Here is a 17,721-nt window from a genome sequence, read left to right as displayed (position 1 = left end):
CCGCCTTTTGACCGAGACCGTGGCGGATGTCTAGCGGACCTTGGCGCGCAGAGACAGGTCGAGCGCCAGAAGCGGCGCCAACCCGTCAATCATCGGCGTAGTCGGCAGACCGGCCGCATGCAATTGATCCCCCGTCCAGTTGTTGCACAACCGGATGATCGAGAAATGTTGATGGCTGGTGAAGAACGGATTTCCGGGGGTGGTGACCTTGTCCGTCACCGGCGCGCCATCTTTGGTAACGAAAGAGGCATCCATACTGTCAGCCATGGCGTTGAAACCGGCGCGTGACATGCGGATCGCCACGACATCGGGCGCCTTCCAAGCCTGGCCGGGGTCACTATCAATTCCCCACACCCGGATGACCGACGGATTGTTGGGCGCAAACAGCGCGCGCATACCGTCGAAGGCGCGTTCGATGGATGTACCTGAGGCGCTGTAAAAGCCGGCATCCCCCCAGCCGTAGATAAGCCAGGATTTATCACCCGCCGCCTGCCCGGCCTTGGCCAGAACACCGCCACGGGCCCAGACCTCTTTGGCCGGCAAGACGATGTCGGTATGGAAGCCGTTGTTCAGGATATAGACAGTGACGGTGTCATTGGCCGCTGGATAGAGCGCCTGGTTGCCATGACGCGCAGTAACGACCGTCATGGCGAACAGCAGGACGAGAACGGCCAGCGGCCCTTTCCATATCCAGCCTTTTCGCGGCCACACCAGTTTCATGTGAGATCCCTCCCGAACGAGCATTGAACTACGTTCAAATCAGTTTGTCCATGGGAGGCGATCGAGCTGATCAGGAATTTCTCGGTTTGGCCGGTAGAATTCAACGAGACGCGGTAGGGACGATCGTTACCGATCGTCCCTACCGCGTCTCGTTTGATTCTACTGGTTTTCCGGAGGTGGTCGGCAACACAAAAAAGAAGCCCCCGGAACCAACCGGAGGCTTCTCAAAATCCAACTGTCAAAACCCGATCAGCCGAGCGTGGCGTTCAGCATCCACAAATGCTTCTCATGGGCTGCCAAACGCGTATTGGCCAGGTCCTGAGACGGACCGTCTCCAGCCTTTTCAGCGGCGGCGACCAGCGACTTCAACGTCGCGATCACCTGCTTGTGGCCATCCGCCAGATCGCGGACCATATCCTCGGCAGTCTTTTTCGGATCGCCTTCCGGAACCGAGGTCAGTCCGGCAAAGGCCGTACCGGTCATCGGCGCGGTCTGGCCCAGGGCGAGGATGCGCTCGGCAATCTCGTCCAGCGCCGTCCACTGTTCCGTATACTGATCCATGAACAGCAGGTGCAGCGAACGGAAGGTCAAACCGCGGACATTCCAGTGATAGCCGTGGGTCTTCAGGTAAAGGTTATAGCTGTCGGCGAGGACCTTCGACAGTTCCTTGCCCACGGTCTTGTCGTGATCGACTTCAGTGGAAACAGCAGCATCGGCCATGAAAAATCTCCTCAGAATGATGGTAACGAGATATGGCCCGCATCGTAAGGATTCAATACAGGCCAGAACCTTTTTAAAGACCCGGACGTTTTTTTACGTGTCGGCTTCGGCCAGTTGCTTCATCTGCGCCATGGTCCGGCGATGGATCTGCCGCGTCACGTCCTCGGCCCAGCCGGCGAAATAGGCCGCCGGACGAACATTCAACCGATAGCGGCCGGTCATGGTCAACTTGGTGCGGCCATCGCTTAGCGGCGTCAGCACGACCTCGCCCTCGTCAAAGGTCAGGTGGCCGAAGATTTCCGGATGCTGCATCTGGCCGGTGACGGCGAAAACCAGGCGCCGGTTGGGCTCGAGAACAGTGATCCGCTCGTCAAAGGCATGGCCGCCGGTAAAGCGGCACTGCCGGCGAGCACCCACGGCGGGAGCTTCGGCGACCGAGTGTGTCGGCGACGGCAGGCCCATCTGCCACACCCAGTAGTCGGGCGTCTCGGTGATCTCGGGATAGCTGACGACGTAGCGCCAGACCACGTCCGCAGGCGCGTCAATCATCACGCTGCTCGAGACCTCGCGCGCGACATCAGGGACAGGACCAAGGGTTTCTCCAATCACCAGAACCAGGGCCAGAGGCGCCAGGCTGACCGAAGCCGATCGGCTTTTGCCCCTCCGCGCCACGATGCGGCCGACGACATAGCCGAAGGCGATAAGCCCCAGCAGAAGGGGCGAGGCCATGATCAGGCAGATCACCCCTTCGCGCAGTGGCAAAACGGCAATCAGGCAGTCGACGATCAGCACACAGAAGATCAGGCCGAAGCCCTCGCCGCCCCTCACCTTGTCACGCCCCAGGCCCAGCGCAGCGGCAAAGCCCTGCGCCAGGGGCAGCAAAAGCAGGATACTGCCGTTATACAGCCACGACGGCGTTTCGCCCGAGAACGGGTTGAAAGTGCGATCCTTCAGGAACAGGATCGCGTAGTAGGGAAGGAAGATGCCCAGTCCCGCCAGGATAGCCCACAACAAGGCCTTTCTAAAGTATATACGGCCGGCCGGCTTGTCCTCAGTCATGGTCCCCTCCATTCGTCATTTAGCTTAATGACTAAATGTAATGCCGTCAATTGTCATAATTCGTGATCATGTTTGTGAGAGGTCCATATTGCATCCTGCACCGATGTGGCTATTTTAAAAGCACCTTATGCTGAAAATGAGCATAAGGGTCGAAAAGGATCGAGATGATGCCGGACACTGCATTTCCCTTAGAGTTCACCCCTCAGGTTGAAGCCGAAACCGCGGCCATCCGCGCACGTCTGGCCGGCAAGGTCTCCGAACTGGAATGGCAGCTCCATGCGCCTTTGATCGCCGCCATCAACCGGTTGAAAAAAGAAAAGAACGCGGTCGTCCTGGCCCATAATTACATGACGCCTGAGATTTTCCACGGGGTCGGTGACTATGTCGGCGACAGCTTGGGTCTGGCGCGCGAAGCGGCCAAATCGGAAGCCGCCATCATCATCCAGGGCGGCGTCCACTTCATGGCCGAAACCTCCAAGATCCTGGCGCCGGAAAAGACGGTTCTGATCCCCGATCTGCGTGCCGGCTGCTCGCTGGCCTCTGGGATTACCGGCGCCGATGTCCGCCTGATCAAGCAACGTTATCCCGGCGTACCGGTCGTCACCTATGTCAACACCACAGCCGACGTGAAGGCCGAGACCGACATCTGCTGCACCTCGGCCAATGCCGTCCAGGTCGTCGAATGGGCGGCCAAGCAATGGGGAACCGACCGCGTCATCCTGATCCCTGACCAGTTCCTGGCCAAGAATGTCGCCCGCCAGACCGATATCAAGATCATCGCCTGGGCCGGTGCCTGCGAGGTGCATGAGCGCTTCAACGCCAGCGACATCGCCGATGTCCGCGCCGCCCATCCCGGCGCCGTCGTCCTGGCCCACCCGGAATGCCCGCCCGATGTTATCGCCGCTTCGGATTTCACCGGTTCGACCACGGCCATGGCCGACTATGTGACGAAGAACCAGCCAAAGCAGGTGGTGCTGATCACCGAATGCTCGATGGCCGACAATGTCACCGCCGACGCGCCAGGCGTCGAGTTCCTGCGACCTTGCAACCTGTGTCCGCACATGAAGCGGATCACTCTGCAGGGCATCTATGACAGCCTGGTCAAGCACCAATATGAGGTCACGGTCGATCCTGAGCTGATCCCGCGCGCCGCCCAGGCTGTGCAGCGCATGATCGACATGCCGCCTTTGGCCAAGCCCGCCCGCTACGACATGGTCAAGGCCAGACACCATGTCGATGTCGAGATGATTTCTTAATCCTTCGCCTCGCGAAGCTGGAAGGAGGCCTATCATGGCCGCTGAAACCTATATCCACAACGGTCCCCTGGTCATCGGCGCCGGTCTGGCCGGTCTTTCGGTCGCGCTCAACACCGCTCCTTACAAGACCCTTGTCCTGGCCCCTGTGGCGCTGGGCGTTGCCTGTTCCTCTGCCTGGGCCCAGGGCGGTATCGCCGCGGCACTGTCGGATGAAGATTCCCCTGAAGCCCATGCTAAGGACACCATCGCCGCCGGCGCCGGCATTGTCGACGAACTGGCCGCCAGGACCCTGACCGATATGGGGCCAGAAACGGTGCGCAAGCTCAACGATATGGGCGCGCCTTTCGACCACGCGGCCAATGGCGACTTCGTCCTCAACCGCGAGGCCGCCCACGGCCTGGCCCGCGTTGCCCGCGTCGGCGGCGACCTGGCCGGCAAGGCGATATTGGAGGCGGTGGTCAATGCCGCCCAGGGCGCCACGCATATCGAGATCTGGGAACCGGCTTTTGCCCTCGGACTGATCACATCGCACGAGGGAGATGTGATCGGCGCCGTGGTGCAGCACGGCGAACGGCGCGTCCATGTGTTTGCTCAGGCCGTGATCATGGCCAGTGGCGGATCGGGCGGGCTGTTCGCCGTAACGACCAACCCGGCCAATCTGCGCGGCGAAGGCATGGCCATGGCCGCCCTGGCCGGCGCCGTTATCGCCGATCCGGAATTCGTCCAGTTCCACCCGACGGGGCTGAAGTTTGGCCTCGACCCGGCGCCTTTGGCCACCGAAGCCTTACGCGGCGAAGGCGCCACGCTCGTCGACAAGGATGGCGTCCGCTTTGCCTTCGAAGACCACCCCGACGGCGAACTGGCCCCGCGCGATATCGTCGCCCGCGCCGTGCACAAGGCGAACGCGTCCGGCCGAGGTGCCTTTCTCGATTGCCGTCAGGCCATCGGAGATCACTTCCCGGCGGAGTTCCCGACCGTCTTCGCCTCGTGCATGGCGCAAGGCGTCGACCCGCGCACCATGCCCCTGCCCGTCGCCCCGGCGGCCCACTATCATATGGGCGGTATCGCCACCGACATCTCCGGCCACACCTCCCTCAAAGGCCTTTACGCTGCCGGCGAATGCGCCTCGACGGGAGTCCATGGCGCAAACCGCCTGGCTTCCAACTCTCTGCTGGAAGCCGCGGCCTTTGGCGAGCGCGTGGGCGAAACCGCGATTACCGAACTGCGCACGCCGGATCCGAAGGACGCCATCATACCGGCCGTGCCGCCCCTGGTGGGCGCCGCCGACCTCCAGCGCCTGCGCGAAGCCATGAGCCTGCATGCCGGCCTGGTCCGCGACGCCAGAGGCCTCGGCGAACTGATAAGCCTGATCGAAGCGCTGGAAACGCGCTATCCCGGTGCATTACCTCTGATCAGTGCACGCCTGATTGCGGTTTCGGCCTTGCAACGGACCGAGAGTCGCGGTTCTCATTACCGCAGCGATTATCCGCACACCTCGGCTACGGCCAAGCGCACATTTACGCGCTGGACTGACGTCCGCGCTCCACAAGGGGAACTTGCCTGATGTACCTGACCGGTCTGCCCGATCTGCTCGTCGAACCCGTAATCAAGGACGCTTTGCGGGAGGATCTGGGCCTGGCCGGCGATGTCACCGCCCAGGCGGTCATCGCCCCCAATGCCCGCTTCAAGGCCGAGTTCAAGGCGCGTGAGGAAGGCATCTCCGCCGGTATCGACTGCGCCCGCCTGGCCATGTCGTTCATGGACCCGCAGGCCCGTTTCGAAATCCTGCTTCCCGACGGCAGCCAGGTCGCCCCTGGCGCGGTGATCGCCCGGGTTGAAGGCAAGGCCCGCGCCATCCTGGCCGCCGAGCGCGTGGCGCTCAACCTTCTGTGTCACCTGTCAGGCGTCGCCACTCTGACCTCGAAATATGTCGCGACGGTCGATGGGCTTAAAACCAAGATCGCCTGTACCCGCAAGACCCTGCCGCTTTTGCGCGCCCTGCAGAAGCACGCCGTCAAGTGCGGCGGCGGCCATAACCACCGTTATGGCCTGGACGACGCCATCCTGATAAAGGACAACCACATCGCCATCTGTGGCGGCGTCGCCCAGGCGATGGAACGCGCCAAGGCCGGCGTCGGCCACACCATGAAGATCGAGATCGAAGTCGACTCGATCGCCCAACTGAAACAGGCCCTCCCCTATGCGCCTGACGTATTGCTGCTCGATAACTTCTCGATCGACATGTACGCCGAGGCGGTGAAGCTGGCGGCCGGCAAGACCATTCTGGAAGCCTCGGGCGGGGTCAATCTCGATACGGTCCGCGCCATCGCCGAAGCCGGGGTTGACGTGATCTCGGTCGGCGCCCTCACCCATTCGGCGCCGAACTTCGATATCGGCCTCGACGCGGTTTGAGACTACGGCGCCCTGCCGGGCGCCGTCTTACTGGCAACCTGTCGCGTCAGAACCGGCGAGTACCTGAATCAGGAAATCTTCCAGCCCTTCAAAATAACTCAGCGGATACGGGTCAGGTTTCAGCATATTGGGAGATTCCCGATTCGGCACTGGACTTTTCACAAGTGTGTCGCCAGAAAATTCATAGACATAGTCAGTATCCGTTTCCCCAATGATCGAGAGAGTGCGCTTCACCTTGTACGCATCGCTGCTGGTGAAACTGTATCGATCCTTGAACGACGATTCGGGTCCACGCTGGATATTGACAACGACTGGTCGCAACTCCCCCGCGTCCAAGCTGATCACCGCCATGAGGGGCGCGTCGTCAGCATTATGGCGGAAGGCGGCATTGTCGCGATATGCACACCATCGGCCGGCAGAACTTTGTGTGACATAGATCTCAGTGGCGGCAACCGACGCCGAGGCCATCAAACTGCCGGATAAGGTCAGAATAATCAGGGCAATAGTTGTTCGAAACACGTACTTTCCCCTCGCCAAAGTGTTCACACAAGGCTTATCAGGATTTTTTCGCATCCGCCATACGTGCCTAAACCCCACCGCGCACAAAGCTGAGTTTTGACACCCAGGTGCTAAGCGGCTTGTCGATAACGGCATCGAACAGGAAGGCCGTGATCATCGCCGCCAGCAAGGCCGTCGCCCACAGCGCCCACTGCGCCGGCTGGCCCAGCCCCAGCGCGGCGACCACTTTCGGCGTCAGGCTGAACCACACGGCGCCGACCAGGGAATGGGTCAGGAACAGGGCGAATGACGCCCGCCCGACGCGTTGCGTCACGGCAGTTTCGCGGAACGTCGCTGCTCCGGACACAGCCAGGACCGTCCCCAGAAGTAGCAGGATGACTGTATCCAGCAATAAATGACGCGGCAACAGGGCGAGGCCTGTGGCAGCGGTCAGGGCGAACGTCAGCAACGGCCAGAACGCAGCCTGGCCCAGCCGCAATCGGGCCGTAGCGCGTTCGATCAGATTGCCAAGGATAAACAAGGGAATGGCCCGCAACAGCCCCCAGGCCAGCGGCAGATCGGCGAAGGCGTGCTTCGCCAGGGTCTCGGCCAGGACATGACCGATCACCAGGACCGTAATGGCCACCCCCGCCAACACGACCACCGGCCGATTGTGGATCCAGCGGGCATAGACCGCGAACAGGCCGTAACAGACCAGGAGGGCTGACAGGGTCCAGGTCGGAATATTCCAGGTTGGCGTCCCGATAATCCCCCAGCCATGGACCATGAAGGCCTGGGCGAACAACGCGTTCAGTCCGTAATGATCGCCGTGTTTCGGTGCAAAGCCCAGCAAAGTCGCGGCCACGACAAAGGCAGCAAAGGTCAGCAGCACCACGAGATGCGACGGCCACAGCCGGGCAAACCGCTTCAGGAAGAAGTGAGTCGGACGCATCTGAGATTGTGTCAGTCGGTCGCCATAGGCCCGCGACAGCACAAATCCCGACAGCATCAAGAAAAAATCCGTCGCCAGCCAGCCCTGTTCGAAGATCGGGCTGACGAGGCGCAGATTGACCGGCGCCGATGGGCCAAAGTGGAACAGCAGAATAAAGGCCGCCGCCAGGAAGCGCAGGACGTCCAGGCTGGCGCCCCCGCGCCGCGCCGGGATATCGGCGGGCGTGACGGTGGAGGCGAACGGCAGGGTCATGGAAATAGGTTTCACCCTCCCTGCATACCGCAGCGGCGTTAAATTGCAGTAACAGCCCAACAAAAAACCGCCTCCGGCTGGCCGGAGGCGGTTGGCTGAGGCGGTGCTCGCAGACGGCTTGACCTACTTCGGCGGCGCCGCAGGTGCCGGCGCGTCGCGCTTGATCCCTGCCTTTTCGCCCGACTTCATGAACTTGACCAGAACGCGCTGGCCGATCAAGAACGGCGTACCGTCCGCCGACACCACGACTTCGACGACTCGTTCATCGCTGGCTTCGTTGCCGCCATCCGATTTGAGCTTGCGGGCGCCGAACGTTGCCGCAATACGCAGAACCTTGCCGACATACAGCTTGGTCGGGTCGGCTTCGGGGATGATTTCGACCTCCTGACCGACCGCCACCAGCGGAATGGCGCTTTCGACGATTTCCGAGCGGACGATATGCGGAATGGACGGTTCCAGGTCGAACATGTTCGAAACGTTCAGGGTCGAAGCGCCGACGCCCGGCTGAGCGTACCGGCGGATGATCTTGCCGTCCATCGGCGCGCGCACCGTGGTCAGTTCCAGATTGTACTGGGACTGGGCCAGTTGCGCCCGGGCGGTGGCGACAGCGGCCTGTTGCGTGCCCAGGGTGGCCTGGGCGGTGGCGATGGCGTCGCGCGCCTGGTCCAGCTTTTGCTGAGCGACGAAGTTGCTGGGCGCCAACTTGGCCAGGCGGTCGTATTCGCGCTGGGCGGTGGTGATGGTGACCTGGGTCAGGGCCAACTGGCTTTCCGCCTGGGTGACAGCCGCCCGCGAACTGTTGACCGCCAGGATGGAGTCGCGGTCTTCCTGCTTGGCCAGGATCTGTCCCTTGGTGACCATGTCACCTTCCTGGACATAGACCTCCTCGACAATGCCGGCACGCCGGGCGGCGATTTCGATGACCCCGCCTTCGACGTCGACCTTGCCGGCCGCCAGGGCGGCGTAAGGACTGGGAGGCGCCTTGACGGCGGCCTTGGGATCCCCCTTGGCACCGCCGCGGGGCTGCGGGTTACAGGCCGCAAGCGTGCCGGCGGCGATCAGGGCCAGGGCCAGGGCTGAGGAGCGGAGAAATTTGCGGGACATCTGTTTTCTCTGGTTCAAAATCTTAAACAAGGAACGTTTATCTCAGGCAAGATAGGGCGGTTCGGCGACCATGGTGTCGCTGAGAATCTTGCCGTCTTCCATGTGAATGACGCGATCGGCATAGGCTTCCAGTCGCGGATCGTGGGTCACGACGATCACCGCCGCGCCGCGTTCCTTGGCAGCCTGGTGCAACAGCTTGATGCACACCTGGCCGGAAACCGAATCGAGCGCCGAGGTCGGTTCGTCGGCAAACAGAAGCTGCGGCTGCTTGGACAGGGCCCGGGCGATGGCCACGCGTTGCTTCTCCCCCCCGGACAGTTCCGAAGGATACTGCTTCAGACGATGGCCCAGGCCAACCGACTCCAGAACCGCCTTGGCACGGCGTTGCGCCTCGGCCTTGGGCACTTTGCAATACTTAAGCACCTGCTCGACCTGTTCGGTGGCGTTCAGCGCCGGGAACAGGTTGAAGCCCTGGAAGATAAAGCCGCAGTGATCCAGCCGGAACTTGTCGACCTTGCCGCGATTCTTCTTCCACAGGTTTTCCCCCAGCGCCATGACTTCGCCTTCGTCGGGCTTCATCAGCCCCGACAGGGCGGCGATCAGGGTCGATTTACCGGAACCCGAAGGTCCCATGACCATGGTCACTTGACCGTGAAAGGCATTGAAATCGACGGACTTCAGAACCGACTGTTTCAGCTTGCCGATCTTGTAGCTTTTTGACAGCCCCTTGGCGTCCAGTGCTAGTTTTCCGCTCATCGCAACAAATCCGCAGGCTGGCTTTTTTTCAGGACGCCGAGCGAGAACATGCCCGACAGGATGGCGATGACCATGAGCATGATGGCAACCGGAATATCGATGAAAAGGGGGAAGTCCATGGGCACCCCGCCCCACTTGGCCAGGAAGGCAACACCGGCAACCAGGACCACGGTCAGCATCAGACCGGCGACACCGACCCAGAAACTGAGTTCCATGATGATCAGACGCAGCGACCCCATCGACACGCCCAAGGCGCGCAGGGAGGCGAACTCCTTGATATTGGCCATGATGGCACCTTGCAGGGTCTGCCAGGTGATGACGATGCCGATAAAGACGCCAACCAAGGCCATGAAGCCGACCATGATGGCGATTCCGCCCTCCTTCATGATTCCCGTCTGGGAGCTTTTCGACAGTTCGTCGCGCGTCCAGGCCCGGAATTGACCGGCGCCGATAGCGTCGAGTTCCGCCGCCACTTCCTTGGCGCGCGAAGGATCGCGCAGCTTGACGAGCAACGGCCCGACCCGAGGACCGTCATCGGCGACGTAGAGCAGCTTGGCCGTCTGGAATGAGGAGAAGACCTGGGTATTGAACATGTTGGGGTAACCATCGACAACGCCCGCAACCGTCACGGTACGGCCGTTCATCTTGGCCTTGTCGCCCACCTGAACCCCCAGCTTGCCAAGGCTGGAGCGATCAACCACCACAGCATAGGGTTCCTGCAGCGCCTCGATAATCTGATCCGAAAAATCGCTGGGCAGGGTCACGGCGCCCTTGATCGGGTCGACCACGACCACGCGAACGCCATCCCCCTTGGGCGGTTGACCGTCCTTGGGGAAGTTGGACCACATAGCCCAGTTGATCTGCATCGGCTGCACCTCGATCACTTCCGGGTGTTGATACACCATGGGGATCATGCGGCGCGGCTGACCCGAATCGCCAAAGATGCCTTCGGCCTGCGGCGGCAGCACCAGCAGGTGCGCCGGCGACTTGTCGACCGTGGCAGTAAAGGACTTGGCCATGCCCATGAACATGCCGGTCATGGCCAGGACCAGCAATCCGGCGACCGCCAGAGCGATGACAGCGGCGAAATAGCGGCGCCATTCGTAAAGAAGTGTCGATAGGGCTAGGGACATTTGATCACATTAAGTTGCACGGCATGTGCCGAGGCACCTTTTACGAGTTTCTTGCAAAGGTCTAATTAAATCATCGTAACTTGCGTTACGAATTGGCAATGTGGCCGCCGTGCCATAGCCATGAAAGGCAAAACCCGCAATGTGGCACTGCGGGTTTTCATAAAGCACTGTGAATTTTGAAAATTACCGCGGCTACAGGTCTTTCTTAGCCGCGATGAAATAGGCCAGGCCGGACCACAGGGTCACCACCATGGCAATCAGCAACAGGGCATAGGACAGAACATAGGCCTCATCGGTCCAGTCCAGCGGCAGGTTGAAGGCGGGCCAGCTCTGGGCCAGGAGCATGGCCCCCAGGGCCACGAGCTGAATCGTCGTCTTGGCCTTGCCAAGAAAGGTCACCGGTACCTTGACGCCCTTGCCCGCGGCCGTTTCGCGCAAAGCGCTGACGGCAAACTCACGGAACAGGATGAAGGCGGCTGGAAGGGCGAAATAGGGATCACCGGTATTGATGGTGAACAGGCCCAGGATGGTGCCGCAAACCAGGATCTTGTCGGCGATCGGGTCGAGAATGGCCCCCCACTGGCTTTCGGCATTCAGCTTGCGCGCCAGAATACCGTCGAACAGGTCGGTCAGGGCGGCGATGACGAAGACGTAGAAGCCCCAGCGCTGGAACGGTTCCAGCGCCATGGAATTCACAGCCAGGAAGGGTATGCCGCCCGCGGACGCCGCCAGAAGACAGAACATCACGACGCCGGCAACCAGCCGGATCATGGTCAGGATATTGGGGATGGGATTGACCTGCTCGCCTGTCATCTTACACGCCTTGCTTCAGTTTGGGCCGCACGCGGGATAGCACGTTCCCGCCGCAATACCAGTGCATTTTGTTGCCGCAGTCGCACGATAGCCGCGATTTGCTTTGTACCGCTTGACCCAGGCCGTTGTTTGCCTCTATGGCGGCGGCGTGCCGAAGGTGCTCCCGTTATGGCGGGAGAGAATAGGGAACCGGGTGAGAATCCTGGACTGTGCCCGCAACTGTAAGCGCCGAGTTGTTCCGCATCGCCACCGGTCACACCCGGGAAGGCGCGGACGACGTTTGAGGCGCGAGTCAGGAGACCTGCCCGCGGCTGTCGTCCTTTGTTACCGCCGGGACCAGCGGGACGAGCTCGGGAATCCCCTTGAGAGACGATGTGTTTGTCAGCCGCCGTGTTTGCGCACGACGGCTTTCGTTTCTGACTGAAAGACCGCTTACATGATCAAGCGCACCCTCCTCCTCTCCACCGCCCTCGCGGCCCTGGCGTCCGCGACCCACGCTGTCACCACCGAGGTCATCATCACGGTCACCCGCCAGCCCCTGCCCGTCTCCAAGGTCGGCCAGGCCGTCGCGGTCCTCGACGACAAGGATATCGAAACCTATCAGTCGGTCTATCTCGCCGACCTCATGACCCACACCCCCAGCCTGACCCTGACCCGCAACGGCGGCCCAGGTTCGGCGGCCAGCGCCTCGATTCGCGGCGCCGGCGCCGACCACACCCTCTACCTGCTGGACGGGATCCGCCTGAACGATCCGTCCCAGGTCGGCGGCGGCACCAATCTGGGCCTGGTCGCCACCGATGACGCCGCCCGTATCGAAGTCCTGCGCGGCCCGTTGTCGACCCTGTGGGGCTCCGGCGCCCTGGGCGGCGTGATCAGCATAACCAGCCGCGAGAGCCAGGCGCCGCTCGAAGCCACGGTCGCGGTCGAAGGTTATGACGACTACGGTTCCGTCCGCGCCGCCGTGGGCGGCAAGACCGGCCGCCTCACCTGGCGGCTGTTCGGCAACGCCGTCACCGATGACGGCATCTCGACCTTTGCCGGCGGCAGTGAAGCCGATGCCTTCACCCAAACCAACCTGGCGGCCAAGGGCAGCCTGGCTGTGACCGACAACGTCACCGTGCGCGCCTTCTCCACCTACAGCCGCAGCCGCAACGACTATGACGGCTATCCGGCGCCGCTCTATGCCTTTGCCGATACCGACGAATTCGGCCGCACCGCCACGCGCCTGAGCGCCGTTGCGCTGGAGCACCGCTTCGCCAAGGGCGAGCAGGTCCTGTCGCTCAGCGAAAGCCAAGCCAACCGCCACGACTATTTCAACGACGGCTCGCAATTCATCGCCCGCGGCGGCATTCAGTCGGCCGACTATCATCTGCTCTATCGCCTCAGCGACGCCACCCGTCTGCTGGGCGGCGTCGCCTATGAGCGCGACACCATGCGCATTGCCAGCCCGGCCTCGTGGGATCCCAACCCGACTCCGCTGAGCGTTTCAGTGACGACCTCAAGCGTCTACGGCCAAATCACCCAGAACGTCGGTCCGGCCACCATCGCCGTCAGTGCCCGCCACGACGACAGCTCCAGCTTCGGCGCGCTCGATATCGTTCAGGCTTCCGTTGCCGCCCCGGTCGGTCCGTTCCGCCTGCACGCCAGTGCCGGCACAGGGATCAAGGCCCCCAGCCTGTACCAGCTCTATAGTGACTACGGCCACGCAGGCCTGGTGCCGGAGAATGGCGTCACGATCGATGCCGGCGCCGACTATATCACTGCCAACGGCCGCATCGGCATCACCGTCTTCACCCGGACGGTGCGCGACCTGATTGCCTTCCAGTACGACAATTGTACGCCGACTCAAGTTTACGGCTGCTACGGCAGTATCGACCGCTCCAGGGCCAGCGGCGTCGAACTGACCGGGGCCTATGGCATCGGCGCCTGGACGATCCGCGGTGATTACAGCTTCCTGAACACGCGCAATGAGTCGGCCAATTTGCCCGGCAAGGCCCTGGCCCATGCCCCGGAACAGTCCGGCGGAGTGGATATCGACTACCGCGCCACCGAGCGCCTGTCGTTGGGCGTTGGCCTGCGCCACGTCGGCGACAGCTTCGACAACGCTGCCAACACGCGTCTTCTGAAGGCTTACGACCTCGTTGACCTGCGCGCGTCTTACACTGTGAATGATCGGCTGCGTCTATATGGCCGGATCGAAAATGCCGGCGATAGCCGCTATGAAACTGCCAGTTTCTACGGTCAGCCGGGCCGCCGGGTGTGGCTTGGCGTCAACGCACGCGTCTTTTAAGCTGGCAACCCCCGCGAACAGGGGGTTGTGCCGGACAGGCGATGGGGCAAGAGTGCAGATGTTCTTTTAAGCCATTGCCTGATAGCTCATTCCCGATATGGACCGCGGAGACTCCAACTCTCCGCGGTCTTTTTTGTTTGGAACCGCGAATGAACCTCGAATTTTGGGTAGATTGGAACATATCTCCAAGCGGCCAATTCCGTTCTTTTGAAACCACGTATGGACACGAATAAACACGAATGGTTTGAGGTTCAGTCCCGCGACAGGAAAAAAGCCGAGGCATGAGCGCCATTGGCGCTCAATTTGTTCGTGTTTATTCGTGTCCATTCGTGGTTCAGGCTTCAGGCAATTCCGAAATCCGCCTTGCCGCCGATCTTGGTGACGACTTCGACGCCTTCAATCCGCATCGTCTTGTCAACCGCCTTCAGCATGTCATACAGCGTCAACGCGGCGACACTGACCGCGGTCAGAGCCTCCATCTCGACGCCGGTCTGCCCCGTCGTCTTGACCTCCGCCGAGATGGCAAAACCCGGCAAACCCGAATCTTCCACAATTTCGACCTTAACCTTGTTCAAAGCCAGCGGATGACATAGCGGAATCAGGTCCGACGTCTTCTTGGCCGCCATCACCCCGGCCAGTTCCGCCGTCGACGCCACCGCGCCTTTGGGGGTCCTGCCTTCACGGACCAAGTCCAATGTTGCCGCCGCACACACCAGCCGACCCACAGCCCGTGCCGTGCGTGCCGTGACCGGCTTATCCGAAACATCGACCATGCGCGCCCGCCCGGCGGCATCGATATGCGACAGGTCGCTCATGACCACCTCTTCAAACTGACGGCATCCTCACCGCGCGGCTCGACCCAGCGATCGACGCCATCGCCGACCTCACGCTTCCATAGAGCCGCCTCGGACTTCAGCCGATCCATCATATAGTCCACCGCCTCGAAAGCCGCCCGCCGGTGCTCGGAGGCGGCCGCCACGAACACTACCGGCTCGCCGGCCTCGACCCGGCCGCAACGGTGCAGCACGGCCACCTCCCGAATGTCGAACCGCGCCTTGGCCGCGTCGGCAATGGCGCGGATCGACGCCTCTGTCATGCCGGGGTACCAATCGAGATAGAGATAATCGACCCCGCCCGACTCGGAGCGCACAACGCCAGTAAAGGCTGCCACAGCACCGTGATGGCCATGTTCGACCAGGAACTCGGCATGGGCGGCCGCGGCATTGAGCGGCTGTTCCAAAAGCAGTATCCCCATCCTATCCTCCAGAAAATACCGAGAAAAACGCCACCTCGTCGCCGTCGTTCAGAGCCTGGTCAGCAAAGACCTGGACCTGGTTGACGCTCATCCGCACGGCAGCGACATCGGCGCCGAAGAAACTTTCGCGCAGGGTCAACAGCCTGACGGCGTCACACGTCTTGCGCCGGGCACCCGCAACATCGGCCATTCGGCCAAAAAACAGAACCTCAACCTTCGCCATGAAATCGATCCCAACACAACAACACCCGAACCTTGCGTCAATCATCCGCAAAATTCTACACCCGACCCAGTATAAGCGCTTGATAAACGATCCATAACCGGTTCAATAACCGCCAATCAAGCCAAGCCTGCCCACCGGATTTCCATGAGTCTCTCCAATTACCGGCTTTTGCGATTCCTGGCCCGGCTTTTCGGCAAGAAATCCAACCCCCTCCCCCTGCCCGACCCGTCTGATCCGGCGTCGTTCAAGGTGCTGCTGCATCGGCCGCAGGTTTACCTCGACACCGAGGCCCTGAAGGCTTTCTACAGCGGCAAGCGTATCCTGGTCACCGGTGCCGGCGGGTCGATCGGTTCGGAAATCTGCAAACAGGCCCTGTCGCTCGGCGCGGGCCACGTTACCTTGGTCGACCACTCGGAACTGGCGTTGTATGAGATCGACCGCGCCATCCGCAGCGACTTTCCCAACGTAACGGCCCGGCCGGTCCTGTGCTCGATCCGGCGCAAGGAACGTTTCGCCGCCGTCGTCGCCGAGGCCCGGCCTGATTTTATCTTCCATGCCGCTGCGCTGAAACACGTGCCGATGGTCGAGCTCAATCCGTGCGAGTCGGTCCTGACCAACGTCCTTGGGACGCAGTATGTCATCGATGCCGCCAAGGCCGCGGGCGTCAAGCAACTGGTCCTGATCTCGTCGGACAAGGCCGTGGCGCCGTCGTCGCTGATGGGCGCCACCAAGCGCCTGGCCGAACACCTGATTCGCACCCAGATCTCCGATACCCACCAGGCCTGCGTCGTCCGTTTCGGCAATGTCCTGGGCTCGACCGGCTCGGTCGTGCCACTGTTCAAGTCGCAGATCGAGCGCGGCGGCCCGATCACCCTGACCGACAAGGACGTCGAACGCTATTTCATGACCATTTTCGAGGCGGTCCAACTGGTCCTGACCTCGGCCATGTACAATGCCCAGACGCCGGACCACAAATCGGGCCTGTACATCCTGGAGATGGGCACGCCGATCAAGATCATGGATCTGGCCACCCGGATGATCAAGCTGTACGGCCTGCGCCCGGACAAGGACATCAAGATCACCTTTACCGGCCTGCGCGAGGGCGAAAAAATCACCGAGGCCCTGGTCGACGACAACGAGATCCGCGAGCAGGTCCAGCCCGGCATCTATGAGGTCGTCAATCAGGCCCAAGTCGACGCCGTCAGCGACGAGATCATGCAGACCCTGTACGGCCTGTCCCAGGAAGGCCACGACGAACAGGCCAAGACGATGGTCTTCAACCTGGTCAAATCGCTGCGCGCCGTCTGACGACCGCTTGCTTCCGCCTCCCGCTTGCCGCATAGCTGGTTGCGGACGAAACGGAGTCACGCATGATTGCCCTTGCCCTGCATGGCGGCGCCGGCGCCCGCCACGGCCGCGACTATTCGACTGAAATCGCCCACATGCGCGAAGTCGCCACGATCGCGCGTGAAAGCCTTCGTGCCGGTGGCCGCGCCTTTGATGTCGTCACCCAGGCCGTTGTCGCTCTGGAAGATTCGGGACTCTATGTCGCCGGCCGCGGTGCCTCTCCCAACGCCGCCGGACAGTTCGAGCTGGACGCCAGCCTGATGCGCGGCGCCGACCAGGCCTGCGGCGCGGTCGCGGCCCTGCAGAACTTCCAGAATCCGATCCTCGTTGCCCGCGCCGTTCTGGAAAAGACACCCCATGTCATGCTGACCGGCGACGGTGCCGCCCAGTTCGCAACCGACCAGGGCATGACACCCCTGCCCGGCGGCGAGACCTGGTTCACCCGCGCCGGACGTTTTGAGTCCAACCATCCGCCGGGCACTTTGAGCCACGGCACGGTCGGCTGCGTCTGTCTCGATTCTTATGGCGAACTGGCGGCAGCGACCTCGACCGCCGGCGTGTTTGGCAAACTGCCCGGCCGGGTCGGCGATACGCCTCTGATCGGCGCCGGCACCTGGGCGGATTTGCAAACCGCCGTCTCCTGCACCGGCCAGGGCGAATATTTCATCCGTATAAATGCCGCCGCCCAACTGGCGTTCCGTCACATGGCTGGCGAGCCTCTGGACGAAGCCGCCGATGCGGTTCTGGGCCGGATCGCCGGGATGGGCGGCGAAGGCGGCTTAATTGCCGTCAATGCCACCGGTCACGTCAGTGTTCCCTTCCGCTCCCAGGGCATGAAACGCGCCTGGTTCAGTGGCGAGGGAGACATTTTGTCGGAAGCGTTCTAATACCAAAGGGCGACTGCCCGCCCGAGCTTATGCGAGGAGCCTTG

The 17,721-nt window shown here is 61.9% G+C and carries 18 protein-coding genes and 1 riboswitch; of the genes, 6 read left to right on the top strand and 12 right to left on the bottom strand.

Annotation, left to right across the window (positions count from 1 at the left end; all coding sequences use genetic code 11):
• Positions 1 to 30: 30 nt before the first annotated feature.
• The 3 genes from ABI_RS08970 to ABI_RS08960 all read right to left on the bottom strand — a co-directional run bounded on the left by ABI_RS08970 (position 31) and on the right by ABI_RS08960 (position 2,499).
• On the bottom strand, positions 31 to 720 hold the full coding sequence (locus ABI_RS08970) for a DUF2459 domain-containing protein (RefSeq protein WP_006272609.1): 690 nt from the start codon (positions 718 to 720) through the stop codon (positions 31 to 33).
• A 249-nt stretch (positions 721 to 969) separates the two neighbouring features.
• Positions 970 to 1,440, bottom strand: a complete 471-nt coding sequence (locus ABI_RS08965; protein ID WP_006272608.1) for a Dps family protein — start codon at positions 1,438 to 1,440, stop codon at positions 970 to 972.
• Positions 1,441 to 1,533: 93 nt separating this feature from the next.
• The gene (locus ABI_RS08960) at positions 1,534 to 2,499 is read right to left on the bottom strand and encodes an SRPBCC family protein (protein ID WP_006272607.1); all 966 of its coding nucleotides are present in this window, start codon (positions 2,497 to 2,499) and stop codon (positions 1,534 to 1,536) included.
• A gap of 164 nt (positions 2,500 to 2,663) precedes the next feature.
• Between ABI_RS08960 and nadA the strand changes: the two genes are divergently transcribed.
• From nadA to nadC, 3 genes are read left to right on the top strand one after another with little or no spacing between them, the layout of a single operon-like run.
• Positions 2,664 to 3,755, top strand: coding sequence for a quinolinate synthase NadA (nadA, locus tag ABI_RS08955; RefSeq protein ID WP_006272606.1), 1,092 nt, complete (start codon positions 2,664 to 2,666; stop codon positions 3,753 to 3,755).
• Positions 3,756 to 3,789: 34 nt separating this feature from the next.
• Positions 3,790 to 5,319, top strand: a complete 1,530-nt coding sequence (locus tag ABI_RS08950) for an L-aspartate oxidase (RefSeq protein WP_006272605.1) — start codon at positions 3,790 to 3,792, stop codon at positions 5,317 to 5,319.
• Positions 5,319 to 6,167, top strand: coding sequence for a carboxylating nicotinate-nucleotide diphosphorylase (gene nadC, locus ABI_RS08945; RefSeq protein ID WP_006272604.1), 849 nt, complete (start codon positions 5,319 to 5,321; stop codon positions 6,165 to 6,167). Before ABI_RS08950 ends, nadC begins: the two co-directional genes overlap by 1 nt.
• A gap of 27 nt (positions 6,168 to 6,194) precedes the next feature.
• Here nadC and ABI_RS08940 read toward each other — a convergent pair whose 3' ends face one another.
• From ABI_RS08940 to pgsA, 6 genes are all read right to left on the bottom strand, one after another.
• Positions 6,195 to 6,686 (bottom strand): hypothetical protein, encoded by a 492-nt coding sequence (locus tag ABI_RS08940; RefSeq protein ID WP_006272603.1) that lies wholly within the window; start codon positions 6,684 to 6,686, stop codon positions 6,195 to 6,197.
• 67 nt (positions 6,687 to 6,753) lie between these two features.
• On the bottom strand, positions 6,754 to 7,869 hold the full coding sequence (locus ABI_RS08935) for an acyltransferase family protein (protein WP_040308737.1): 1,116 nt from the start codon (positions 7,867 to 7,869) through the stop codon (positions 6,754 to 6,756).
• 123 nt (positions 7,870 to 7,992) lie between these two features.
• The gene (locus ABI_RS08930; protein ID WP_040308736.1) at positions 7,993 to 8,973 is read right to left on the bottom strand and encodes an HlyD family secretion protein; all 981 of its coding nucleotides are present in this window, start codon (positions 8,971 to 8,973) and stop codon (positions 7,993 to 7,995) included.
• A gap of 42 nt (positions 8,974 to 9,015) precedes the next feature.
• Positions 9,016 to 9,729, bottom strand: a complete 714-nt coding sequence (locus ABI_RS08925; protein ID WP_006272600.1) for an ABC transporter ATP-binding protein — start codon at positions 9,727 to 9,729, stop codon at positions 9,016 to 9,018.
• The gene (locus ABI_RS08920; RefSeq protein ID WP_006272599.1) at positions 9,726 to 10,862 is read right to left on the bottom strand and encodes an ABC transporter permease; all 1,137 of its coding nucleotides are present in this window, start codon (positions 10,860 to 10,862) and stop codon (positions 9,726 to 9,728) included. Before ABI_RS08920 ends, ABI_RS08925 begins: the two co-directional genes overlap by 4 nt.
• Before the next feature lie 192 nt (positions 10,863 to 11,054).
• Positions 11,055 to 11,675, bottom strand: a complete 621-nt coding sequence (pgsA, locus tag ABI_RS08915; RefSeq protein ID WP_006272598.1) for a CDP-diacylglycerol--glycerol-3-phosphate 3-phosphatidyltransferase — start codon at positions 11,673 to 11,675, stop codon at positions 11,055 to 11,057.
• 138 nt (positions 11,676 to 11,813) lie between these two features.
• Positions 11,814 to 11,998: riboswitch (cobalamin riboswitch) on the top strand.
• Between the two features lie 113 nt (positions 11,999 to 12,111).
• Here pgsA and ABI_RS08910 point away from each other — a divergent pair.
• Positions 12,112 to 13,965 carry a TonB-dependent receptor domain-containing protein gene (locus ABI_RS08910; RefSeq protein ID WP_006272597.1) on the top strand — a complete coding sequence of 618 codons (1,854 nt, stop codon included), beginning with the start codon at positions 12,112 to 12,114 and terminating at the stop codon, positions 13,963 to 13,965.
• Positions 13,966 to 14,306: 341 nt separating this feature from the next.
• Here ABI_RS08910 and moaC read toward each other — a convergent pair whose 3' ends face one another.
• Genes moaC through ABI_RS08895 form a run of 3 tightly spaced genes read right to left on the bottom strand, consistent with a single transcriptional unit; the run spans position 14,307 to position 15,443 of the window.
• Entirely contained in the window at positions 14,307 to 14,780 is a 474-nt protein-coding gene (moaC, locus tag ABI_RS08905) for a cyclic pyranopterin monophosphate synthase MoaC (protein WP_006272596.1), read from the bottom strand.
• Positions 14,777 to 15,220, bottom strand: a complete 444-nt coding sequence (locus ABI_RS08900; protein WP_006272595.1) for a molybdenum cofactor biosynthesis protein MoaE — start codon at positions 15,218 to 15,220, stop codon at positions 14,777 to 14,779. Before ABI_RS08900 ends, moaC begins: the two co-directional genes overlap by 4 nt.
• Position 15,221: 1 nt before the next feature.
• Positions 15,222 to 15,443 (bottom strand): MoaD/ThiS family protein, encoded by a 222-nt coding sequence (locus tag ABI_RS08895; protein WP_006272594.1) that lies wholly within the window; start codon positions 15,441 to 15,443, stop codon positions 15,222 to 15,224.
• A 144-nt stretch (positions 15,444 to 15,587) separates the two neighbouring features.
• On the opposite strand from ABI_RS08895, the gene ABI_RS08890 reads away from it, so the two are divergent.
• Positions 15,588 to 16,751: a polysaccharide biosynthesis protein gene (locus ABI_RS08890; protein ID WP_006272593.1), complete on the top strand. Its 1,164-nt coding sequence runs from the start codon at positions 15,588 to 15,590 to the stop codon at positions 16,749 to 16,751.
• 62 nt (positions 16,752 to 16,813) lie between these two features.
• On the top strand, positions 16,814 to 17,677 hold the full coding sequence (locus ABI_RS08885) for an isoaspartyl peptidase/L-asparaginase family protein (RefSeq protein ID WP_006272592.1): 864 nt from the start codon (positions 16,814 to 16,816) through the stop codon (positions 17,675 to 17,677).
• The last annotated feature ends 44 nt before the right edge of the window (positions 17,678 to 17,721 follow it).

Origin of the sequence: Asticcacaulis biprosthecium C19 (genome assembly GCF_000204015.1) — a bacterium.
Classification (GTDB): Bacteria; Pseudomonadota; Alphaproteobacteria; order Caulobacterales; family Caulobacteraceae; genus Asticcacaulis; species Asticcacaulis biprosthecius.
Note: the sequence above shows the minus strand (reverse complement) of the source record. Positions and strands in the feature narration are given on the sequence as shown.